This is a genomic window from Flagellimonas sediminis (assembly GCF_010500845.1).
GTDB classification, from domain to species: Bacteria; Bacteroidota; Bacteroidia; order Flavobacteriales; family Flavobacteriaceae; genus Flagellimonas; species Flagellimonas sediminis.
This window is the reverse complement of the sequence record NZ_JAAAMI010000007.1, coordinates 170,234-194,194: the sequence shown is the minus strand read 5'-3', so window position 1 is coordinate 194,194 and position 23,961 is coordinate 170,234. Positions and strand designations below refer to the sequence as shown.

Sequence of the window (23,961 nt, the reverse complement as noted above, 5' to 3'; positions counted from 1 at the left end):
GATTTACTCAAAAAAGGCCTACATTTAGTTCACCGTAGGCCTTTTTTATTAGCCTTTATGAGAAAAATCCTTTATTTCATCCCCTTAATTTTGCTCCTATCCTGTGCGGTTTCAAAAGCACCCAAGGAAGAATTCAGGGGTGTATGGATTGCTACCGTGGCCAACATCGACTGGCCCAAAAACCCGGAAGATGATGTTGAGAAGAAAAAAAAGGACTTCATTGCCATACTGGATTTTTATAAGAAACTAAATTTCAACGCAGCCATAGTCCAAGTGCGCACCGCTGGTGATGCATTTTACCAAACAGACCTTGCCCCTTGGTCCAAATATCTTTCCGGGAAAGAGGGAGAAGCCCCAAAGGGATTTGATCATCCCTTCAAATGGATGATAGAGGAAACCCACAAACATGGCATGGAATTCCATGCGTGGTTGAATCCATATCGGGCCACGGTAAATCTGGATACCACAGTCTTGGCGGAAACCCACGATTTTTACCAACATCCCAATTGGATGGTGAAATACGGACAAAAATACTACTACAACCCTGGGCTTCCGGAAGTACGGAATAAATTCAACCAAATCGTAAAGGAACTGGTTTCCAATCATGAGGTAGATGCCATCCATTTTGATGACTACTTCTATCCTTATAAAGTAGATGGGGAAGTTTTTGAAGATGCAACAACTTTTTCCCAATATGCCCTGCCCAATCAAACTTTGGACGATTGGCGAAGGAGCAATGTGGATTCCTTGGTTAAAATGATCCACAAAACCATCAAAACAACAAAACCCTGGGTGCAATTCGGCATAAGTCCTTTTGGGGTATGGAAAAACCGGAGTACCGACCCCAAGGGTTCGGACACCCAAGCAGGACAGACCACCTATGAAGATCTTTACGCCGACCCCTTACTTTGGGTCCAAAAAGGTTGGTTGGACTATTTGGCTCCCCAAGTATATTGGAGCATGGACTTTCCGGTAGCTTCACATAAAAAAATCACCTCATGGTGGAACAATGCCACACCCAACACCAATCTCTACATAGGGAATGGTGCCTATAAAATCAAGAACAATAGCGACAAGTCTTGGGACAAGAGCAACGAAATCCCAAAACAGCTCAAATTTTCAAGGAATTTGGAACATGTGAACGGGAATATCTTTTTCAGCGCCAAATCGTTGATTGGAAAACATGAAAAAGTGAACCAAAAACTGAAACTGAAATTTTATCGGTTCCCAGCGAAAAATCCAGGTCCATTGAACAAGGTCAAACGAAACATTCCATCTCCCTACATTGAATTTTTCCAAATACAGAAAGAAAATATAGGACTTTGTCTTTCGCATTCGGACAGCATCCCAAGGTTCATCAACCTATATAAAACCCAAGGTAAAAGTCGACAACTTTTGGCAAAGGAGTACTTTGCTGAAAACAAGGGCCAACACTGTTTTTGGACGGAATTGGCACCAAAACATGTAAAAAAGAACCTTGCAATCACCATCATGGATGTCTACGGTAATGAAAGTGACATGCAGACACTAATCCAAAACAACACTAATGAAAACCAATTAAAACACCCAAAATGAATGTAGCGCCGAAAGACAAAAACGCCTGGCTTTGGATTCCCTTCCTGTATTTCACACAAGGAATCCCCTATATTTTGGTGGTGACCGTTTCCGTGATCATGTACAAACGCTTGGGCATTGGAAACGCAGAAATTGGACTATATACGAGTTGGTTGTACCTACCGTGGGTCATCAAACCGTTATGGAGCCCTATAGTGGACCTCAACGGCACCAAACGCAAATGGTTCTTGATGATGCAATTGGTCATTTCATTGGCCTTTTTAGGAATCGGTTTCTTCGTTTCCTCCAACTCCTTCTTTACCATAACCCTTGCCTTTTTTTGGATGGCAGCCTTCGCTTCGGCCACCAACGATATTGCTTCCGATGGCTATTACATGATAGGACTAACCCAGAAAAAACAATCCTTTTTTATTGGCCTACGGAGCGCGTTTTATCGCTTGGCCATGATAACGGGCCAAGGACTCCTCGTCATCTTTGCGGGATACTTGGAGAACCGATTCGTGGACAATACGAAAGCCTGGTCCCTTACCATGATCAGTGCTTCCGTTTTGATGCTGGCCCTGACCATTTCCAATTTCATTGCGGCCCCCAAGTTTGAAGAATCGACAAGTAAAAAGGAAGCGAAACCCTCAGGGTTTTTGGAAGTGTTTGCCTCCTTTTTCCAAAAAAAACAAATTGGCTGGGCGTTGTTGTTTATACTCACCTACCGTTTGGGCGAATCACAATTGGTTAAAATGGCTTCGCCTTTTCTTTTGGACAAATTGGAAGTGGGTGGTCTTGCCTACTCCACGGAAGCGGTGGGCACCATTTATGGTACGGTGGGGATCATCATGCTTTCTTTGGGAGGTATTGTTGGGGGGATATTGATATCGCGCGACGGACTGAAGAAATGGATGTTGCCCATGCTTTTGGCCCTGAACCTGCCCAACGCGCTGTATGCCCTTTTGGCCATTACACAAAGTACCAGCATATACGCCGTGGGGGGCACCGTTGTTTTGGAGCAGTTCGGTTATGGATTTGGTTTTTCCGCATTTTTGATGTACCTGATTTATGTGGCCGATGGTGCTTCCAAAACCTCTCATTATGCCATTGCCACGGGTTTTATGGCTTTGGGCATGATGCTCCCCGGAATGCTCAGTGGCTATATTCAGGAATGGTTGGGGTATGATGGCTTCTTCATTTGGGTGGTCATTGCAGCCATACCTGCGTTTATCGTGTTGAAATATTTGGATTACCCCGCCGATTACGGCAAAAAAACCATGGAAACTGATGAATAAAATTCATTTGCCGTCAAAAGATCAGGTTACACTATTCCAGAAAGTGGGCCAACTGTTCATGCCTGCTGTTTTTATCAACGATACCGAAGAAGAAGTCCAGAAAATGGAACAACTGATCGCGAATTACAATATCGGGTCACTTTGTTTCTTCCATAGCCGTGCCAGTGCTGCCACCAATTTTGAAGGCAAAAAACAGATTGTCTATAATGAAAAAAGCTATGGTCGATTGGTAGAACTCATTGCCCGTTATCAAAAAGCAGCAAAAATTCCACTATTGATCGCCATTGATGCGGAATGGGGATTGGCCATGCGCATTGAAAATACCCCTCAATATCCTTATGCCATCACTTTGGGGGCATTGCAAAATGGGGAGGATCTTATTTACCAAATTGGCAAATCCATAGGCAGAGATTGCCTCAGTGCGGGTATCCATTGGAACTTGGCTCCCGTGGTAGACATCAACAGCAATCCCGAAAATCCAGTGATCGGCTATCGTTCTTTTGGGGATGACAAGCAAAAAGTATTTACCAAAGCCAAAGCATTCATTGGAGGCATGTCCGATGCTGGAATTTTGAATTCCATCAAACATTTCCCAGGTCACGGGGACACTGCAACCGATTCCCATTTAGGTTTGCCCGTAATCGACAAATCTTTGGAAGAGTTGCAAAACAATGAACTTTATCCCTTTCAGGAGTTGATCCAAAAAGGTGTGGATTCGGTTATGGTCGGACATTTGTTACTGCCGCAATTGGACAGCGAAGGACCTTCGACCACTTCAAATAAAATCATTACGGGTTTATTGCGGAATCAAATGGGATTTGACGGTGTCATCATTTCCGATGCACTGAACATGCACGCTGTATCCAAGACCTTTCCGGAAAAAGGAACGTTGGAAGCGAAGTCTTTTTCTGCTGGAATGGATGTACTCTGTTTTAGTGAAAATATCAAGGAAGGTATTGATATCATTCTTCATCAGGAGACAGAAGACCGAATAGAAGAAAGTTTCCATCGGATCTGGAAACTGAAGGAAAAAGCATTTTCCAATACAAATAAATCAGATGAATTGGACTGGGAAACGGCATCCAAAATCAACCAACAGGTAGCCCAAAATTGCTTGACCGAAAGATTTGGTTCCCCTGAACTGCTTGAAGAAATTCAAACTTCAAACTTTCTGAATGTCGCCATTACAAATAGTAAAACCAACCTTTTTTCGAAAGGTTTGGAGGAGGCATTTGGTCACCCGGTTTTGAATACTTCTTCTGACCGAGAAATATTCCGGCTAAAACATGATGAAACAGAAACAGTGGTTTTGGCCATTTTCCCACCTGCCGTAAAACCTAAGGATCGATTCGGTTTTGAGGATGGTGTTTTGAAGACCATAAAATACCTGTTCAAAACAAAAAAGGTTCTTCTATATCTGTTCGGGAATCCTTATGTTTTGGACATTTTAGAAATTCAGCCCAAAACAAACGTTGTCCTCATCTATCAGGATTTTCCTGAATTCCAACAAGTGGCCCTGCAACATTTCACAGGAAAAATATCCGCTACCGGATCGCTTCCAATTAAATTGAAAACATTTTAATCATGAGCATCTATAAAGTATTGGGGCTGATGTCAGGCACCTCTTTGGATGGGTTGGACATGGCCTATTGTCATATTTGGGAAGAAAATGGACATTGGAACTTTGACATAAAACAGACCAAGGACATCCCCTATTCCGATGAAATGAGGAATTACCTCAAGAATGCCATCTATCTTTCAGAACCAGATCATGCCCAGTTGCATCAAGATTATGGCAAATGGCTAGGGGAACAATCCAAACAATTCATAGACGAACTGGAGGAAGAAATTGATTTCATTGCCAGTCATGGACATACCTCACACCATCGACCTGAAGATGGGATTACCTTTCAATTGGGCGATGGACAAGTCTTGGCCAACACCTGTGGCAAACAAGTGGTTTGCGACTTCCGAACCAAAGACGTGTCTCTAAAAGGACAGGGAGCTCCATTGGTCCCCATAGGTGATCGTCTTTTGTTCCATGAATTCGATTTTTGTTTGAATTTGGGCGGTATCAGCAATATTTCTTTTGAAAACAATGGTGAGCGTATCGCTTATGACATTGGGATGGCCAACATGCCCTTGAACTATATTACCCACCAGTTGGGGCTTTCCTATGACGAAAATGGAGAACTTGCCCGTTCGGGAAGTTTGGATCACGACTTGCTGAAAAAGTTGAACAGTCTGGAATATTACTGTTCGCCTCACCCTAAATCTACCGGGTATGAATGGTTTACAAGTAAAGTGGTTCCTTTGATCGATGCATCATCAGGCACCCATGCAGATAAATTGCATACCTTGATCCACCACAATTGTGAGCAAGTTGCCTTTTCTGTGCGCAAACATGGGAATAAACCCACAAGCAGATTACTTGCTACTGGTGGAGGGGCCTTAAATCAATTTTTCATGGATATCCTTCAAGAAAAGTTGGGCCCTACTATTGAACTGGTGATACCTGACAAAATCTTGATTGAATACAAGGAGGCTTTGGTTTTTGCGTTGATGGGTGTACTTCGTCTTGAAGGCAAAATCAATGTGTTGCGTTCCGTTACCGGAGCTATACAGGATTCTTGTAGTGGGGAAGTGTTCTTTCCGATTTCGGACTAAGCCGTAACAACTTTCTTGGGTCGGTGGACCAACAAGAAAATGGCCAAGGAACACAATCCACAGATGGCCAATCCCGCAAACAAGGGCCAAACACTGTCCTTAACGAACTCACCGATGAATGTAGCGATGGGAATGGAGAGCACCGTGGAGACAAACCCATTGATGGCCGCCCCTATTCCTGCTATGTGCCCAATGGGTTCCATGGCGATGGACCGAAAATTACCCCACATGAACCCAAGGCAAAAGAACTGGACGGATAAAAAACCTACCAACACATAAATACTGGGGTTGGGAGAGTTCAAGAACACCACGGAATAGATCAAAGCGACCAAACAAAATACAATGGTGGCCATAAGGGACAATTTCCGCATACCAAAGCGCATCACCAAGGTCCCGTTCAAAAAAGTGGACAGCCCAATGGAAATGGCTAACCCGGCAAATATGTACGGAAACACTTCTTTGAGCGCATACTGGTCTTCAAAAATATGTTGGGCCGAACTTAAATACACCAAAAAGGCACCAGTCACCAAACCGGAAGTAATGGTGAAGGCCACAGTTTCCTTGTATTTCACGAACTCCCTCAAACCATCAACGAACACATGACTGGAGAAGGGAATCTTATATTCGGGATGCAAGGTTTCGGGTTGTCTTTTCCAAAACCAAAGCGCAACGACGAACACAAAAAACATCTGAACATAAAAAATGGACTGCCAACCTGCAGCATCCAAAATCAACTTACCAATGGCCGGTGCCACCACTGGAATTAGGATGAAGAAAGCCACCACGAAGGACATGACTTTTGCCATATAATCTCCCTGGTACGTATCCCTGATGATGGAAATGGCCATGGTACGCGGTGCGGAAAGTCCTATTCCCTGTAGAATCCTTCCGACTACCATAATTTCCAGTGAAGGTGCCACCAAACAAATGATACTGGCCACCAAAAAAATGATAAATCCCACATACACCACCGGTTTCCTGCCAAAACTGTCTGAAATAGGCCCGAAAAACAACTGTCCTACCCCAAGTCCCAAGAAAATCATAGTGACCAACAATTGGTTATCCGTGGAGTCATAGCTTTTAATGGCCTCCCCAATGTTGGAAATGGCCGGTAGAATGGCATCTATGGCCAAGGCTACGATCGACATTAAGGCGGCCATCATGGCCACAAATTCAAAGTTGGGTTTTTGGGCTGTTTTTTGCATGGTGCAAAAATAGGCATACCCGTTATACCAATAAAGCTTTTATGAAAGGTTTAATGATCTGGAGACACAGGCACAAAGAAAATCAAGGAAAATGCAAAAATCTTTTTAGTTCTACCTAGAATCAGCCCTTGTCAAGTCTTTAAAAACCTGAAGTAGCCTTATCTTTAAGGTTTATACATGTAAACATGGGAAAATTAAAAACTTTGGTCGTGGGTTGCGGCAACATGGGAACATCCCATGCCCAGGCCTATCACAAATTGGAAGGATTTGAAATTGTAGGGTTGGTCAGTCGTGGAGCTAAAAGTCGGGAGCAACTTTCCAACGAACTGGGAGGAGTTGCTGCCTTTTCCGATTATGCCCAAGCTTTGCAAACCACCAAACCGAATGTGGTATCCATCAACACTTATCCCGATACCCATTTCAATTACGTAAAAATGGCCTTGGAGGCCAATGCCCATGTTTTTGTGGAAAAACCATTGGCCTTAACTGTGGAAGAAGCCCAAACCTTGGTGGATCTATCCAAAAAAAAGGGCAAGAAAATGGTAGTGGGCTATATTTTAAGGGTACATCCTACTTGGGCCAAGTTTACCGAAATAGCCCAAACGTTAGGAAAACCCTTAGTCATGCGGATGAATTTGAACCAGCAAAGTTGTGGAAACCAATGGTATACGCACAAACAACTCATGAAATCCATGTCTCCTATTGTGGATTGTGGGGTCCATTATGTTGATGTCATGTGTTCCATGACACGATCTAAGCCAGTTAGTGTGTCTGCCATTGGTGCAAGATTATCCAATGAAATTGATGGCGACATGTATAATTATGGACAACTGCAGGTTAGGTTTGAGGATGGGTCCATAGGTTGGTACGAAGCCGGTTGGGGGCCCATGATGAGCGAAACTGCTTTTTTCATCAAAGATGTAATGGGACCAAAGGGCTGTGTTTCCATTAGTGATCTTAATAAAGGGGCTTCGGATGATGTTGAAGGACATACCAAAACCGGAAGCTTGAAACTACACCATAGCTCTTTGGACAATGAAGGTAATTTCAATAAAAAGGACGAAATCATCAGTACCGAAGATGAGCCAGACCATGATGGACTCTGCCTTTTGGAACAAGAGTATTTTCTCAAGGCTATTGTCAATAATTTGGACCTAACGCACCACTTGAACGATGCCATCAATAGCCTTAAAATTGTTTTGGCTGCAGATGAATCCGTCAGGACAGGAAGGACCATAGATTTGTAAGAAGTCATTCGCGCGAGTTAGTGACATTCGTATCAAACCCCTTTACCTTTTACACATAAAATAGATTCTTCGCTTTGCTCAGAATGACTCGTATAGACCTGAACACTTTTACAACGGAATATTCCCGTGCTTGCGTTTTGGAGGTTCCACATGTTTTTTCTCTAACATGGCAAAAGCCTTTAATAATTTACGCCTTGTGTCCTGCGGAAGGATGACCTCATCTATAAAACCGCGCCTTGCAGCCCTATACGGATTGGCAAATTTTTCGGCATATTCGGTTTCCTTCTCCTTCAATTTGGCTACTGGATCATCGGCCTCGGCGATTTCGCGTCTAAAAATAATCTCACTGGCCCCCTTCGCTCCCATCACGGCAATTTCGGCACTGGGCCAAGCAAAGTTAAAATCGGCACCAATGTGTTTGGAGTTCATCACGTCATAGGCACCACCATAAGCTTTTCGGGTAATTACGGTAACCCGTGGCACGGTGGCCTCACTTAGGGCATATAACAATTTGGCCCCGTGCATGATAATGCCGTTCCACTCTTGGTCAGTACCGGGCAAGAACCCTGGTACATCTACCAAAACCAGCAAAGGAATATTGAATGCATCACAGAAACGGGTAAAACGTGCTGCCTTTCTAGAGCTTTTCACCCCCAACACCCCTGCCAAGAACATGGGCTGGTTGGCAATAATCCCGACACTCCTTCCTCCCAATCGGGCAAAACCGGTGATGATGTTCTCCGCATAGTCTTTATGAATCTCATAGAAGGTATCCGAATCGATGATGCCCTTGATCACCTCATGCATATCATAAGGTTTGTTAGGATTATCCGGAACAATGCCACAAAGTTCCTCTCTGATTTCATCTCCCAGAACATAAGGTTTCAGTTCGGGCAGTTGGGTATTGTTCTGTGGAAGGTAGTCCAGCAATTTTTTAATATCATCCAAACAAGCGGCATCGTTGGCAGAAGTCTTGTGTGCCACTCCCGATTTAACGGCATGCGTACTGGCCCCACCCAATTCCTCCGAGGTCACTTCTTCATTGGTAACCGTTTTTACCACATTGGGACCGGTCACGAACATATAACTGGTCTCCTCCACCATGATGATAAAATCCGTCATGGCAGGGGAATACACCGCTCCACCAGCACAGGGACCCATTATGGCCGAAATCTGCGGAATTACTCCGGAAGCTTGAACGTTTCGGTAAAAAATATCAGCATAACCGCCCAACGATCGCACACCTTCTTGGATCCTGGCCCCACCGGAATCGTTCAATCCGATGACAGGTGCACCAACCTTCATGGCCAGGTCCATTACCTTACAGATCTTTTCAGCATGGGTCTCTGAAAGGGCACCGCCAAACACGGTAAAATCCTGCGCATACACATAGACCAATCTTCCATTTATGGTTCCATAACCGGTAACTACCCCGTCCCCATAATAGAGTTCTTTGTCCATGCCAAAATCCTTGGTCCGGTGGGTCACCAAAATGCCCATTTCTTCAAAGGAACCTTCATCCAACAAATAGAGCACCCGTTCCCGAGCGGTCAATTTTTTCTTTTCGTGCTGCTTTTCTATCCTCTTGATACCACCGCCCAAATGGGCCTCGGCAATTTTATCCTGTAGTGTTTTTATCTTGGAATCCATAGGGTTCAATTTGAAGGTAATCTCACTATATTTTTATCTTCCAAATACTGTTGAAGGGCCACCAAAGCGGCAACTTCGGCATGCTTGGAGTTTTCTTCGTGAATCTTATCGGGGGAATAATGATTTTTTACAAAGTGGGTATCAAAATTTCCGGAACGGAACGCTTCATGTGCAAAAACAAAACTTCCAAAAGGCAGGGTCGTCTGCACACCCTTTACTTTGTAATTGTTGATGGCATCCAACATCAATTCAATGGCCTCTTCGCGGGTCTTGCCGTAGGCAATCAACTTGGACAGCATGGGATCGTAATAGATGGGAATATCCATGCCCTCCTCAAAACCATTGTCCACCCGAATACCTTCCCCAACAGGAAGTTGATAGGTTTCCAAATTCCCTACACTGGGTAAAAAGTCATTTAAAGGATCTTCCGCATACACCCGAAGTTCCACCGCATGGCCATGAATGGAAAGATCTTCCTGTTCCATGGGCAGGGCCTCTCCCCTTGCTATCCTGATCTGCAATTCCACCAAATCCACTCCCGTGATCATTTCGGTAACGGGGTGCTCCACCTGCAAACGGGTGTTCATCTCCAAAAAGTAATAGTTGTGGTCGGCATCCATCAAAAATTCAACGGTTCCGGCCCCAATATAGTCACAGGCTTGAGCCACCTTGGTGGCAGCAATGCCCATTTCCTTTCTCTTTTCCGGTGTCAATATGGATGATGGAGCTTCTTCCACCACCTTTTGGTGACGGCGTTGAACACTGCACTCTCTTTCAAAAAAGTGTAATACGTTACCATGGGTATCGGCCATCACCTGAACCTCAATATGCCTTGGCGATTTCACATATTTTTCCACAAAAACGGAACCGTCCCCAAAAGCCGAGGTCGCCTCGCTGATGGCACGTTTCATACCGGATTCCAGATCTTCTTCGCGCTCCACGATACGCATACCCTTACCCCCACCGCCTGCAGAGGCCTTGATCAAGATAGGATAACCCACCTCATTGGCAATCTCATGGGCCTTGGCCACATCGCTAATGGCTTCATCAATACCCGGTACCATGGGAATGTTGTATGCTTTTACGGCTTCCTTGGCCGCCAATTTGCTTCCCATCATGCGGATGGCCTTGCTTTTGGGGCCGATAAAAGTAATCCCGCTCTTCTCAACGGCTTCGGCAAAATCGGCATTTTCACTAAGGAAACCGTATCCAGGGTGGATGCCGTCCACGTTGAGTTGTTTGGCCACTTCAATGATCTTGTCACCCCGCAAATAGGATTGGTTGGACGGTGCTTCGCCGATGCAAACGGCCTCATCGGCAAATTGCACATGGAGTGCATTCCTATCCACGGTGGAGTAGACCGCCACGGTTCGGATTCCCATTTTTTTTGCGGTCTTCATCACGCGTACCGCAATTTCGCCACGATTGGCAATTAATATTTTTTTCATGATATCTTATTGAAATTCAATCAACAACTGTTTTTTGTCAACTGCATCTCCCTTCTTGACGGCTATTTTCTTGATGACCCCATTCCGAGGTGAGGTGATGATGTTTTCCATCTTCATGGCCTCCAAGATCACCAACTGTTCTTCCTCTTTCACCTCTTGTCCTTCGCTTACCAATATATCCAAGATCAATCCGGGCATAGGTGCCTCAATGGAATCGATGTTCTTGTTGGAATTGGTGGCAAAGCCCATTTTCTCAATAAGTTCGTCCAATGGAGTACTGATAACGGCCTGATGCTCACGGCCATTGATGCCAATGGTATAAGTCCCTGCAATAAAATCAGCATCCAAAATCTCAATGTGGTAAGACACGCCATCCTTCAACAGATGATAGCTGTTTGTACCTGTTTTAATCAAATCCAAGGAGGAAATTTGGTCTTTGGAAAGTTTAAAGTCAAAGTCGGCATCAACCTTGACCGAATATGAGTTATCCATAAAAAGTGTTTCCATAGGTTACCCTGATAAAGATAAGATTAATGCGTTAGAATCACACAAAGCTAGTTCCATTAACTTTGGAAGGTTATGACTTTGGTCATCATTTAATTCCTAAAAGGGAACTAATTATGTAAAGTTTTAAACCGAGGGCAGATCTAATCAATTGCTTATTTTTGGTACCAAAATTAGAAGTATGCTGATCTTAGGGATTGCCGGGGGCACTGGTTGTGGTAAAACCACCGTGGTCAACCAAATTGTGGACCAACTTCCTAAAAATGAAGTGGGGGTCATATCCCAGGATTCCTATTACAACGACCTTTCCCATTTGGATCGGCAAGAAAGGGCGAAAATCAATTTTGACCACCCGAATTCCATCGATTTTGATCTGCTCATTGAACATATTGAGCAATTGCGGGAAGGGAAGACCATAGACACGCCCATTTATTCCTTTGTAGAGGAAACACGGTTACAGGAGACCATACCCACCCCTCCCCGAAAGGTGATGATCGTGGAAGGTATTCTGGTCTTGAGCAATCCGAAACTAAGAGATATGTTCGACATCAAGATTTTTGTACATGCCGATTCCGATGAGCGGTTGATCAGGAGGTTGCAAAGGGATATTAGGGAACGTGGCCATGATCTTGACAAGGTTTTGACCCGATATCAAACCGCGGTGAAACCTATGCACGAGCAATTCATTGAACCGTCAAAGGAGTTTGCGGATATCATCATCCCGAACAACCATTACAATACGGTGGCCGTGGATATCGTCCGTACCATCATCAACAATAAACTGACGTAGCTATGGGGCTCAAGGATCTCAAACAAAAAAAATGGTTTAAGTTGATGACGAACACGTACATCCTGGTACTGACCATATTTGTAATCTGGATGGCCTTTTTTGATACCAATTCCCTTTTGATCCATTTAGAACTAAGGAACGAAATCAAAAAACTGGAAAAGCAAAAAGAGTTCTTGAAAGGAGAAATTGCAAAGGACAAGGAGATTCTGGAAAAAATGTCGGATGAAAAGGAAATCGAGAAGTTGGCCAGGGAAAAATATTACATGAAGAAAGATAAGGAAGAAATCTTTTTGATCGAATACGAAGACAGCATAAAGAACAAACACGATGAGTAACACTGGCCTATTTGATGGGTTTCCCAAAGTTTCCGCCAAACAATGGAAACAAAAGATCCAATACGACCTAAAAGGTGCCGACTACAACGAAGCTTTGGTTTGGGAATCGTTGGAAGGAATCAAAGTGAAGCCTTTTTATAACGAAGAGGACGTTGAGGGCATTCCTAGCTTTTCCATTGGTAAGAACCATCCGTGGAACATTGCCCAAACCATCTACGCAGGCGATGCCAAAAAAGCCAATGCCAAGGCTCGTGAAATCCTTCAAAAGGGAGTGGAAAGCTTGATTTTTACGCTTCCAAACCAAGAAATCGATTTTAATGTGCTGCTTTCCGAAATCGATTTAGCTAAAATCCCAGTCCATTTTCAATTTGAATTTTTGGCGGTGGAACCCATCAAAAAATTGTTGGCCGCTACAAAAGATGGTAAAGCCACCATCCATCTCCATATCGACCTAATTGGTCATCTGGCCAAAGATGGCAATTGGTTCCATAACTTGGAGAAAGACCATAAGATTTTGGAAGAAATTTTGAAATTGGCCCAATCTCCAAGAAAGGTATCTGTGGTGGGTGTGGACCTGTCGCTTTATCAAAACGCAGGGGCCAACATGGTGCAACAATTGGCGTACGGTTTGGCACATGCCCATGAATACTTGAACCATTTTTCGAGCGCAGTCGGGGGATTCTTCCCAATCACCTTTAAAGTGGCGGTTGGCAGCAATTATTTCTTTGAGATAGCCAAATTGAGGGCCTTGCGTTGGCTTTGGAAAACCGTAGCTCCTGCTTATGATTTGAATAACGATTGCCACATCTTGGCCGTACCTTCCAAACGCAACAAAACGCTGTACGATTACAATGTGAACATGCTGCGCACCACTTCGGAATGCATGTCGGCCATTTTGGGAGGAGCGGATACGGTTTGTAACCTGCCCTACGATGCCATTTATCACAAGGACAATGCCTTTGGGGAACGTATTGCCAGAAACCAATTGTTGTTATTGAAGGAGGAAGGGTATTTTAACGAAGCTGCGGAAATCTCGGAAGGTGCCTATTACATTGAATCATTGACGAAGCAATTGGCCGAAAAAGCCTTGGCACTCTTCAAACAGTTGGAGGCTTCCGGAGGATTTTTGGATGCCTTGAAAAAAGGGACCATCCAACAAAAAATCAAGGAAAGTGCCGCCAAAGAACAAGAATTGTTTGACGAAGGCAAGATCATTTCGTTGGGCACCAACAAATACCAAAATCCACAGGACCGCATGAAGGATGACCTAGAATTGTATCCTTTCGTAAAGACGCAGCCTAAAAAAACTATAATAGTGCCCATTATAGAAAAGCGATTGGCAGAAACTTCGGAACAAAAAAGATTGGACCATGAGTAGAAAGAACCTTCAAAACCTAGAATTGGCCGCAGGGTCAATCGGAGTCGAGACCCAAAACCTCGGTCACGAAAATTTTGCCGCCGGAATCTCCCCTTTTCTCCGGGGGCCCTACTCCACCATGTATGTGCAACGACCATGGACCATTCGCCAATATGCAGGATTTTCCACTGCCGAGGAAAGCAATGCCTTCTACCGTAGAAATTTGGCGGCGGGCCAAAAAGGGCTCTCCGTTGCCTTCGACCTACCCACGCACCGAGGATATGATTCCGACAATGACCGAGTTGTGGGCGATGTGGGAAAAGCTGGGGTGGCCATCGATTCTGTTGAGGACATGAAAATTCTTTTTGATGGCATTCCCTTGGATGAAATGTCCGTTTCCATGACCATGAACGGAGCCGTCATCCCTATCATGGCCTTTTACATTGTGGCCGCCGAGGAGCAGGGTGTTCCCATGGAAAAATTGGCCGGGACCATTCAAAATGATATTCTCAAGGAGTTTATGGTTCGGAATACCTACATCTATCCACCCACTCCTTCCATGCAGATTGTGGCCGATATTTTTGAGTTTACCAGCAAAAAAATGCCCAAGTTCAATAGCATCAGTATATCGGGCTACCACATGCACGAAGCAGGTGCCCCTGCGGCCATGGAATTGGCCTATACTTTGGCCGATGGCATTGAATACATCCGAACCGGAATAAAGGCAGGTTTAAAAATTGATGAGTTCGCTCCACGACTTTCCTTTTTCTGGGGAATTGGGATGAACCATTTTACAGAAATTGCCAAAATGAGGGCGGGCCGTATGCTCTGGGCCAAATTGGTGGAACAGTTTCAACCCAAAAGTGACAAATCGCTGATGCTGCGCACCCATAGTCAGACCAGTGGTTGGAGTTTGACGGAGCAGGACCCCTTCAACAATGTGGCCAGAACCACGATTGAGGCTATGGCCGCCGCTTTTGGCGGAACCCAAAGTCTACACACCAATGCTTTGGATGAGGCCATTGCCCTACCCACGGATTTTTCAGCTAGGATTGCCCGTAATACACAGATTTTCTTGCAATTGGAGACCCATATCACCAAAACCGTGGACCCATGGGCCGGTAGCCATAAGATTGAAAAATTGACGCACGATATTGCAGAGGAAGCTTGGAAACTGATTCAAGAAGTGGAAAAATTGGGCGGCATGACCAAGGCCATTGAAGCAGGTATCCCCAAAATGCGCATTGAAGAAGCCGCGGCCAAAAAACAGGCCCGAATCGATAGTGGCCAGGATATTATCGTAGGCGTGAACAAATATCAATTGGAAAACGAGGACGACCTTCAGATCTTGGAAGTGGACAATGCCAAAGTACGCAAACAGCAGATGGTAATTCTGGAACAGATTAAGTCCACCAGAAATACCAAAGCAGTCGAGAAGGCATTGGAACAAATTAGGTCGGCGGCCAAAAAAGCCAATGAACAAGCTGGAGACCGTAAAAATTTGCTAGCTTTAGCAGTGCATGCTGCCAAAGAACGTGCTACCCTAGGTGAAATCAGCGATGCCATGGAAAGTGCGTTTGGGCGGTACAAAGCTAAAATCCAATCCTTTACAGGCGTGTATTCCAAAGAAATCAAAAACGACGAAAGTTTTGAAAAGGCCCGAAAAATGGCCGATGAATTTGCGCTTCAAGAAGGGCGAAGACCTCGGATCATGGTGGCCAAAATGGGTCAGGATGGACACGATCGAGGTGCCAAAGTGGTGGCTACCGGCTACGCCGATCTAGGTTTCGATGTGGATATCGGGCCTCTTTTCCAAACCCCTGCGGAAGTGGCCAAACAAGCCGTGGAAAACGATGTCCACATTTTGGGCATTTCTTCCTTGGCGGGCGGACACAAAACCCTGGTTCCCGAAGTAGTACAAGAGCTCAAAAAACTGGGGCGCGAAGATATCATGGTCATCGTGGGTGGTGTCATCCCCAAACAGGATTACGGGCACTTGATAGAGAACGGTGCCGTAGCGGTTTTTGGTCCTGGTACCAAAATTGCGGATGCGGCCATGGAAATCTTGAACATCTTGATGGATTGAGCCCTCTTAAATGGCTTATAAATATAACTTTAACTTTCTTTAACGCTTAATGGTGGGTTTATTCACCCTCTGTTAACAATTTACATTTTCTGGCATCTTAAATAATCGTATTTTTAGCACCTAACTTACTATGAAATGGGCAAGATTATTGCTATTGCAAACCAAAAGGGCGGTGTGGGAAAAACGACCACTACGGTTAACCTAGCGGCCTCACTTGGTGTACTGGAACAGAAAGTTTTGTTGATCGATGCCGACCCCCAGGCCAATGCAACATCTGGCTTAGGCATTGATGTGGATTCCGTGGAACATGGAACCTATCAACTTTTGGAACATACCATGGGCGTGGACGATGTGATTATCTCCACCGATTCCCCCAATGTAGACCTTATTCCGGCCCATATTGATCTTGTGGCCATCGAGATAGAACTGGTGGACAAGGACAATAGGGAATACATGTTAAAGGAAGCACTTAAAGACCTTGGTGACCGTTACGATTATGTTTTGATCGATTGTGCACCTTCTTTAGGACTTTTGACTTTGAATGCCCTTACCGCTGCCGATTCTGTAATGATCCCCATCCAATGTGAATATTTTGCATTGGAAGGATTGGGCAAACTGCTGAATACGGTAAAAAGCGTCCAAAGAATACACAACAACGATCTGGACATTGAAGGGATGCTATTGACAATGTACGATTCAAGGCTACGCTTGTCCAATCAAGTTGTTGAAGAAGTGAAAAAACACTTCGCGGATATGGTCTTCGATACCATCATCCAAAGAAACGTAAGGCTGAGTGAAGCACCAAGTTATGGGGAAAGCATCATTAAATATGATGCCAGCAGTAAGGGTGCCTCGAATTATCTTAACTTGGCCAACGAAATTTTGAAGAAAAACAAGGAGAAAGTTTAAATGGCGAAAGCAACTAAAAAACAGGCTTTGGGTAGAGGCCTGTCCGCTCTTTTGAAGGACCCCGAGAACGATATTCAATCCGTTTCGGACAAAAATGCGGACAAGGTCATCGGTAATGTAGTGGAATTGGATATTGAATCCATTGAGATGAACCCCTTTCAGCCGCGTTCCAATTTTAACGACGAAGCCCTTGAAGAGTTGGCCAGTTCCATCCGAGAACTAGGTATCATACAACCCATTACTGTTCGTAAACTCGATTTCAACAAATTCCAGTTGGTTTCGGGAGAGCGCAGGTATCGGGCCTCCAAGTTGGTGGGGCTTGCCACCATTCCTGCCTACATCCGTATTGCCAACGACCAGGAATCCTTGGAAATGGCCTTAGTGGAGAACATCCAAAGGCAGGACCTTGACCCCATTGAAATTGCGCTGTCTTATCAACGCCTAATTGATGAAATCCAGATTACCCAAGAAAAATTGAGTGATCGCGTTGGCAAAAAGCGTTCTACCATCACCAATTACCTCAGGCTGTTGAAACTACATCCCATCATTCAAACTGGAATGCGTGATGGATTCATCAGTATGGGTCATGGCAGGGCCTTAATCAACATTGACAAGAAAAAGGACCAGATCGCCATTTATGAAAAAATTGTTTCCAATGGCCTATCCGTTCGCGAGACCGAAAAGATCGTGAAAGATTACAAAGAACCTTCGGACAGTCCTACGGTAGAAAAGAACAAGAATGGCAAACAGGCACAAGTGCCCAGCTTCGTCTCCAATGGCATTGATGCCTTAAAAGATTACCTTTCCGCAAAAGTCGATGTCATGGCATCCAGCAACGGCAAAGGTAAGATTGTGATTCCCTTCCATTCCGAGGAAGAGTTCAAGCGTATAAAAAAACTATTGACTGGTGAGTAAAAACCTTCTTTTTTGGTTCTTTTCCCTATTGTTCCTTCAGATTGGCTTTTCCCAGGAAAAACAAGAAACCGAGGAAAAAGAACAACCTCAAACCAAAGAAGTGGATTCCTTGTCCCAAGGGTTGAATGGCAAGGGCATTACCTTTGAGGAAGTAAGCAAAAGGGAAAGTGTGAATCCCCTAGCTCCCAGTAGGGCTGCCTTTTACTCTGCCATAGTACCTGGCCTTGGACAGATTTATAATAAACGATATTGGAAGGTCCCGATTGTATGGGGTGCCATGGGAACGGGTATATATGCCTATTCCTATAACAATACGCGATATAGAATAGCTCGGAATGCCTTCAAACGACGTTTGGCAGGTTTTACGGATGATGAATTTTATGGTGATGGAACTACCCCTCGTGTATCGGACGAGGCCCTCCAAGAGGAACAAGAAAGTGCCCAGCGGGACCGCGACCTATCCTTAGTAATTACCATTGCACTGTACGCCCTGAACATCATCGATGCCAACGTGGATGCCCATTTGAAACAATACAACGTGGACGACAACCTGTCCTTCGACATTAAACCTTATTTGGATTTGAACCCACTGACCAACCAACCCAATTACGGGATGGCCTTGGTCGTTAAATTTTAAACTATGAATATTGGTCTTTTTGGATATGGCAAAATGGGCAAGATGATCGAGCAGATCGCTGTGGAAAGAGGCCATACCATTGTAGCCAAAATTGATGCCGGTGCAACAGATATCGATTTCAAGTCCATGGATGTGGCCATCGATTTCAGCGCGCCAGATGCGGCTTTTGAAAACATTACCAATTGCTTTAAAAATGGAGTCCCCGTAATCAGTGGCACAACTGGTTGGTTGGCCAATTATGCCGATGCCGTTGAACTATGTCAACAAAATAACGGGGCCTTTATTTATGCATCCAACTTTAGCCTCGGAGTCAATATCTTTTTTGAACTCAACGCCCATTTGGCAAAAATGATGGCAGGATTGGAGCAATACAAGGTTTCCATGGAAGAAATCCACCATACCCAAAAATTGGATGCCCCAAGTGGTACCGCCATTACCTTGGCCGAAGGAATCATTCAAAACTCGAGCTATAAAAATTGGAAGTTGAATGAAACCGGGGATAAGACCATTGCAATAAATTCCATTCGCGAAGGCATGGTGCCCGGCACGCATAGCATCTCTTATGAAAGTGCGGTTGACAAAATTGAAATCAAACACGAAGCTCATAATAGGGAAGGTTTTGCGCTTGGCGCCGTAATCGCTGCCGAATGGATTCAGGGCAAGACAGGAGTTTTTACTATGAAGGACGTGTTAAACCTAAGCTAAAAAACGTAACAACAATTTAGGCCTTGAGTCTAACTAAGAAACTTTTATATGGACGGAACACAATGGATCATTTTTATCTTGATCATTCAAGTCATCCACTTTTTGGGAACTTGGAAGCTTTACGTAAAAGCAGGTAGAAAAGCTTGGGAAGCCGCAATTCCGGTTTATAATGGTATCATTCTGATGAAAATCATCAAAAGGCCATGGTGGTGGGTGCTGTTGCTTTTCATTCCCATTATCAATTTATTGATGTTCCCCGTGGTTTGGGTGGAAACCATCAGGAGTTTTGGCAAACATTCCCTTTTGGACACTTGGTTGGTGATCCTTACCCTTGGGTTCTATATCTATTACATCAACTATTTTGAAGAGGTGTCCTACATCGAGGATAGAAGCTTAAAACCACGCACTGGTCTTGGCGAATGGGTAAGTTCCATTGTATTTGCCATTGTGGCCGCCACTTTTGTCCATACCTATTTTATTCAACCTTACGTAATACCGACCGGGTCTTTGGAGCGCACCCTGCGGATCGGCGACTTTCTGTTCGTAAGCAAGTTCCATTATGGGGCCAGGGTTCCCATGACCACTTTGGCGGCACCCATGGTGCATGACACCCTTCCCATACTCAAAACACGTTCCTACTTGGCCGATGTTGATCCCGAGACCTACAAGACATCATGGATCAACAGGTTGCAACTGCCCTATATGCGTTTGCCCGGCTTTGAAAAGGTCAAGAAAAATGATATTGTCGTTTTCAGTCTCCCATCGGATACCCTGTACCAGTTTTTCAAGGCGCAAAAAGCTGTGATGAAACCTGTCGACAAAAAATCCAACTACGTAAAACGATGTGTGGGCACTCCAGGTGATTCCCTTCAAGTCATTGACGGATATGTCTATATCAACGGGAAGCAATTGAAGCTATCCGACCGCGCAAAACCCATGTATGATTATGAAGTATATGCCCAAAATGGGGTCTCTAGCCGTTTTTTGGAAGATGTTGATGCATCGGATTATCTTCGAAAATACATTGCAACCAATGTTTCGGAAAGTCAGATCAATGCCCTCTCCCCCTATATTTTGGGTGGTAATAGGACACGTGACGGCAAAATTGAATTGATTACCAAAGAAAAAGGCATCCCAACGGATGTTATACGCCAGTTAAGGTTATCGTTGACAGAGGAAAAACCAAGGTCCAGGGTGGCCAACATGACAGATGAGATGGTTGCACAACTCCGTAAAAATCCCGCCATTGACTCGGTGGTGAAGACCAAGGAGCCCAAAGGCGAATACGCGGGTGCATTCCCTCAAAAACCTAACCTATACCCTTGGAACAATGACTACTTCGGTCCCATTTACATACCCAAGGCAGGTACTACAGTAGAAATCAATGCCAAGACCATCCCACTTTACAAGAAAATCATAAGGGATTACGAACACAATGATGTGAAAATTACTGGCAATAAGATCTACATCAACGGTCAGGAAGCCAACTCCTACACCTTTAAACAGGATTATTATTGGATGATGGGTGACAACCGTGACCATTCTGAAGATAGCCGTACTTGGGGCTATGTGCCAGCTGACCACATTGTGGGCAAACCTGTTTTCCTATGGATGAGTTTTGACAATTTCCAGGAAGGCATAGCTAATTGGAGACCCCGTTGGGATCGAATCTTTACCACTGTTGGGGGAAGTGGCGAACCCGTTTCCTATTTAAAATATTTTGTGGCCCTTTTGATAGGATGGTTTGTTTTTGATTTCTTCCGTAAACGAAAAAAGAAGCAAAACGGATAAATTCTTAAACTTTTAAAATTGAAATTACTGCTCCATCCCACCTATTTCCCAAATATTGCCACTTTTGCGGCTTTGGTTAAGAATGAAGTGATTTGGGAGGTGAAGGACAATTTTCAGAAGCAGACCTACCGAAATCGATGTTACATCTGTACGGATAAAGGTAGGCACATGCTCAACATCCCGATAAAACATGCGGGGGGCGAGGAAGGCAGACAAAAATATGCCGATGTTCATATGGATAACAGCTATCCATGGAAGAAACAGCACTGGAGGACCTTGGAAACTGCATATCGTACCTCTCCCTTTTTTGAGTTTTACGAGGATGATATTAGACCTTTATTCGAAGGCGATGACGCATCATTACTGGATTTTAACTTGAAGACCATTGAAGTTATAGGAAATTGTATAGGCGTGACGATAGGTAATGCACAGACCGATACTTTTGAGTTGGAGCCAACGGACAAAGTAGATGCGCGTTTTTTGGCAGAGGCCAAAAAGCAAAGGAAAATGGAGCTTGAACCCTATCCACAGGTATTTGAAGATCGACATGGTTTTCTACCAAACCTGAGTATTTTGGACCTCCTTTTTAATGAAGGAACCAATGCTTTGGACTATTTGAAGTTGCAACCCTTGGATTTTTAAAATGGCAAGGCATCTTATCCACTACGGGATTCATTTTTTGGTGCCCATTCTAATAGCCCTTTTTATTTTCAAGGATGATCGAATTCGAATCATATTGATTCTGTGGGCCGGTATTTTGATAGATGTTGACCATTTGTGGGCCGACCCTTTGTTCGATCCCCACCGTTGCAGCATCGGATTCCACCCCCTGCATTCCTATTGGGCTATAGCAGGATATGGTATCCTCCCATTTTTTAAGGCGACCCGCATCATCGGGCTTGCCCTCCTCATCCACATTTTTGCGGATATCACGGATTGTTTATTGCTCTGAGTTCAATCGCAATGTGGCCATGACCGGAAAGTGGTCAGAAAGTCTTTCGTTGAAATTTTGATGGGAAAGCACCTCAAATTCGGGGTCGGATAGGATATAATCGATTCGAATTGGGAATTTCAACAGATCATAGGTTCTACCGAAACCTTTCCCCTGTTCAAAATAAGAATCGTTCATTTCTCCTTTAATTACTTGGTATACGTTGGAATATTGGGTATTGTTGAAGTCTCCCACCAATATTTTCTTGTAAGGGGTCTTTTCCATACTTTCCTTGATCAAATTAGCCTGTTCATATTGTTTGAGCATTGCCTTTTTTAATCTAGCAAACAATTTGGAAGACTCTTCATTTTTAATGGTGTTCAAACCAGGTATTATTCTAAAAGACTGAAGATGAACATTATATATCCTGACAGTATCCTTATGGAATAAAATATCAGCAAAAATGGCATTGTTGGCGCTCCCCGGAAAACTAATAGAGTCTATTTTTATAATAGGATGCTTTGAATAGATGGATTGAATCACTTTTCCTCTATGCACTCCATAAATAAAATCAATAAACTTATATTTGTATTGGCTTAAAGCTTTATTGCGCTTTAATGCATACAACGATTCTTGAAAGCAGACGATATCTGGATCTTTTTCCGTAACAAAATTGTAGATTAAGGTATCTACATTGTTCCCGTCCATCTGTTTAAAAAGATTAAAGCCCCTTGCATTGAATGTCATTATGGACAAATCTTTTTCTCCTTTAACATCCACCTTTTCTTGCCCAGAAAACTTGTAAAAAGAACCCAAAAACAGGTACCAAAGCACCAGTAGACTTCCGGACAATAAAAAAATCCTTTTCCTCTTCAACAACCAATACGCAACAAAAACCGCATTGACCAGTACTGATATTGGCACCACCAAGCTTAGGAATGAAAGGAATGAAATATAATTGGTCGGCACATAGGGAACCAATAGGGAAATGGCCAACACCAAGGCAAACAGGGTGTTCAGCAAAAAGATGATCTTATTAAACAATGAGAGGTTCTTCACAAATCAATCTTCCTTACCCGCTTTAAACAAAAAATCCTTTTCTTCCTTGGACAAGCTTTCGTAGCCGGATTTACTGATCTTATCCAAGATACCATCTATTTTTCGCTGTTTGGCCTGTTTGTCATAATCCGTTTTGCCATCTGCAGTAGTATTCCTTTTATAGACCGTCCTTAAAGGAGCCCTCTTCTTTTCCTTGGGCTTAAAAAGATTGGTAATGCCATCCCACAATTTGGTAAACCCTGATCCTATGTCGTTGCCCATAAAAAGCTGACGGGCATATATATATCCGAGAAAAGCACCCCCTAAGTGGGCCAACCGTCCGCCAATATTACCTCCGTAGGGAATTTGGATCAAGTCCATCAACACAAAAAATGCCCCTACGTACCATAATTTAATATTGAAGAAAAACACACGTACCTCTTGATTCGGAATGTACGTGCATACAAAAATCAACACAGCCGTAACCCCTGCCGAGGCCCCGATCAATGCCGTGTTGGTGTTCAATAAGGTCGGGAAGATATTGTAGCTCAACAGAAAAACCAAACCACCTACTATGACCCCTAAGAAATAAACATTGATGAACTTTTTGGCATCAAATAGGTTAAGGAAGATACGGCCCGCAAAATAGAGCATGATCATATTCCAAAATATGTGGGTGAAACCGGCATGAAAAAAGGAATAGGTGACCAACGACCATGGCTGCCCGATAAACTCCAAAAAGTCCTTTGGCAGTTGAAACCATGTGGAAAGGGAATGCCCCATCAAGGCGGTGGAAAGTCCGTCCAGTAGAAAAACCAGCACATTGAGCGCAATCAATTTTTCTGCAATGCTCAGTCTAGCTATCTGGTATTGAATTCCTCCGTTCGACATAGA

Annotated in this window: 22 protein-coding genes; 16 read left to right on the top strand and 6 right to left on the bottom strand. The window is 44.0% G+C overall.

From position 1 onward, the window contains the following. Positions 1-57 precede the first annotated feature (57 nt). From GTK07_RS14345 to GTK07_RS14330, 4 genes are read left to right on the top strand one after another with little or no spacing between them, the layout of a single operon-like run. Positions 58-1,575, top strand: a complete 1,518-nt coding sequence (locus GTK07_RS14345) for a glycoside hydrolase family 10-like protein (RefSeq protein ID WP_163635939.1) — start codon at positions 58-60, stop codon at positions 1,573-1,575. Then, positions 1,572-2,852, top strand: a complete 1,281-nt coding sequence (locus GTK07_RS14340; protein ID WP_163635938.1) for an MFS transporter — start codon at positions 1,572-1,574, stop codon at positions 2,850-2,852. Before GTK07_RS14345 ends, GTK07_RS14340 begins: the two co-directional genes overlap by 4 nt. Next, on the top strand, positions 2,845-4,434 hold the full coding sequence (locus tag GTK07_RS14335; protein ID WP_163635937.1) for a glycoside hydrolase family 3 protein: 1,590 nt from the start codon (positions 2,845-2,847) through the stop codon (positions 4,432-4,434). The genes GTK07_RS14340 and GTK07_RS14335 overlap by 8 nt, the downstream gene beginning before the upstream one ends. 2 nt (positions 4,435-4,436) lie before the next feature. After that, positions 4,437-5,519: an anhydro-N-acetylmuramic acid kinase gene (locus GTK07_RS14330; protein WP_163635936.1), complete on the top strand. Its 1,083-nt coding sequence runs from the start codon at positions 4,437-4,439 to the stop codon at positions 5,517-5,519. On the opposite strand, the gene GTK07_RS14325 is transcribed toward GTK07_RS14330, so the two are convergent. Continuing rightward, positions 5,516-6,724, bottom strand: coding sequence for a multidrug effflux MFS transporter (locus GTK07_RS14325; RefSeq protein WP_163635935.1), 1,209 nt, complete (start codon positions 6,722-6,724; stop codon positions 5,516-5,518). The genes GTK07_RS14330 and GTK07_RS14325 overlap by 4 nt on opposite strands. Positions 6,725-6,909: 185 nt before the next feature. Here GTK07_RS14325 and GTK07_RS14320 point away from each other — a divergent pair, with 185 nt between their 5' ends. Next, positions 6,910-7,971: a Gfo/Idh/MocA family protein gene (locus GTK07_RS14320; RefSeq protein ID WP_163635934.1), complete on the top strand. Its 1,062-nt coding sequence runs from the start codon at positions 6,910-6,912 to the stop codon at positions 7,969-7,971. Positions 7,972-8,079: 108 nt separating this feature from the next. Here GTK07_RS14320 and GTK07_RS14315 read toward each other — a convergent pair whose 3' ends face one another. Genes GTK07_RS14315 through GTK07_RS14305 form a run of 3 tightly spaced genes read right to left on the bottom strand, consistent with a single transcriptional unit; the run spans position 8,080 to position 11,561 of the window. Continuing rightward, positions 8,080-9,621: an acyl-CoA carboxylase subunit beta gene (locus tag GTK07_RS14315; protein ID WP_163635933.1), complete on the bottom strand. Its 1,542-nt coding sequence runs from the start codon at positions 9,619-9,621 to the stop codon at positions 8,080-8,082. A 5-nt stretch (positions 9,622-9,626) separates the two neighbouring features. Continuing rightward, positions 9,627-11,069, bottom strand: coding sequence for an acetyl-CoA carboxylase biotin carboxylase subunit (accC, locus tag GTK07_RS14310; RefSeq protein WP_163635932.1), 1,443 nt, complete (start codon positions 11,067-11,069; stop codon positions 9,627-9,629). Positions 11,070-11,075: 6 nt separating this feature from the next. After that, the gene (locus GTK07_RS14305; RefSeq protein WP_235932875.1) at positions 11,076-11,561 is read right to left on the bottom strand and encodes an acyl-CoA carboxylase biotin carboxyl carrier protein subunit; all 486 of its coding nucleotides are present in this window, start codon (positions 11,559-11,561) and stop codon (positions 11,076-11,078) included. Between the two features lie 193 nt (positions 11,562-11,754). On the opposite strand from GTK07_RS14305, the gene udk reads away from it, so the two are divergent. The 11 genes from udk (at position 11,755) to GTK07_RS14250 (ending at position 22,050) form a co-directional block, all read left to right on the top strand. Then, positions 11,755-12,363: a uridine kinase gene (udk, locus tag GTK07_RS14300; protein ID WP_163635930.1), complete on the top strand. Its 609-nt coding sequence runs from the start codon at positions 11,755-11,757 to the stop codon at positions 12,361-12,363. A gap of 2 nt (positions 12,364-12,365) precedes the next feature. Then, a complete protein-coding gene (locus GTK07_RS14295) occupies positions 12,366-12,698 on the top strand; it encodes an FtsB family cell division protein (protein WP_163635929.1) in 333 nt (110 codons plus the stop codon). Then, on the top strand, positions 12,691-14,076 hold the full coding sequence (locus tag GTK07_RS14290; RefSeq protein ID WP_163635928.1) for a methylmalonyl-CoA mutase subunit beta: 1,386 nt from the start codon (positions 12,691-12,693) through the stop codon (positions 14,074-14,076). The genes GTK07_RS14295 and GTK07_RS14290 overlap by 8 nt, the downstream gene beginning before the upstream one ends. Then, positions 14,069-16,141: a methylmalonyl-CoA mutase gene (gene scpA / locus GTK07_RS14285; RefSeq protein ID WP_163635927.1), complete on the top strand. Its 2,073-nt coding sequence runs from the start codon at positions 14,069-14,071 to the stop codon at positions 16,139-16,141. Before GTK07_RS14290 ends, scpA begins: the two co-directional genes overlap by 8 nt. Positions 16,142-16,276: 135 nt before the next feature. Beyond that, positions 16,277-17,050: a ParA family protein gene (locus tag GTK07_RS14280; RefSeq protein ID WP_163635926.1), complete on the top strand. Its 774-nt coding sequence runs from the start codon at positions 16,277-16,279 to the stop codon at positions 17,048-17,050. Further along, the gene (locus tag GTK07_RS14275) at positions 17,051-17,965 is read left to right on the top strand and encodes a ParB/RepB/Spo0J family partition protein (protein ID WP_163635925.1); all 915 of its coding nucleotides are present in this window, start codon (positions 17,051-17,053) and stop codon (positions 17,963-17,965) included. After that, on the top strand, positions 17,958-18,602 hold the full coding sequence (locus GTK07_RS14270) for a DUF5683 domain-containing protein (protein ID WP_417939466.1): 645 nt from the start codon (positions 17,958-17,960) through the stop codon (positions 18,600-18,602). Before GTK07_RS14275 ends, GTK07_RS14270 begins: the two co-directional genes overlap by 8 nt. Positions 18,603-18,605: 3 nt before the next feature. Then, positions 18,606-19,307 (top strand): 4-hydroxy-tetrahydrodipicolinate reductase, encoded by a 702-nt coding sequence (gene dapB, locus GTK07_RS14265; RefSeq protein WP_163635924.1) that lies wholly within the window; start codon positions 18,606-18,608, stop codon positions 19,305-19,307. Positions 19,308-19,355: 48 nt separating this feature from the next. After that, positions 19,356-21,098: a signal peptidase I gene (lepB, locus tag GTK07_RS14260; protein ID WP_163635923.1), complete on the top strand. Its 1,743-nt coding sequence runs from the start codon at positions 19,356-19,358 to the stop codon at positions 21,096-21,098. Positions 21,099-21,116: 18 nt separating this feature from the next. After that, positions 21,117-21,740, top strand: a complete 624-nt coding sequence (locus GTK07_RS14255) for a WbqC family protein (RefSeq protein ID WP_163635922.1) — start codon at positions 21,117-21,119, stop codon at positions 21,738-21,740. 1 nt (position 21,741) lies between these two features. After that, on the top strand, positions 21,742-22,050 hold the full coding sequence (locus GTK07_RS14250) for a DUF6122 family protein (protein WP_163635921.1): 309 nt from the start codon (positions 21,742-21,744) through the stop codon (positions 22,048-22,050). Here the strand turns inward: GTK07_RS14250 and GTK07_RS14245 are convergent. Then, positions 22,039-23,088 carry an endonuclease/exonuclease/phosphatase family protein gene (locus GTK07_RS14245; RefSeq protein ID WP_163635920.1) on the bottom strand — a complete coding sequence of 350 codons (1,050 nt, stop codon included), beginning with the start codon at positions 23,086-23,088 and terminating at the stop codon, positions 22,039-22,041. The genes GTK07_RS14250 and GTK07_RS14245 overlap by 12 nt on opposite strands. A gap of 3 nt (positions 23,089-23,091) precedes the next feature. Next, positions 23,092-23,958: a rhomboid family intramembrane serine protease gene (locus GTK07_RS14240; RefSeq protein WP_163635919.1), complete on the bottom strand. Its 867-nt coding sequence runs from the start codon at positions 23,956-23,958 to the stop codon at positions 23,092-23,094. Between the last annotated feature and the right edge of the window lie 3 nt (positions 23,959-23,961).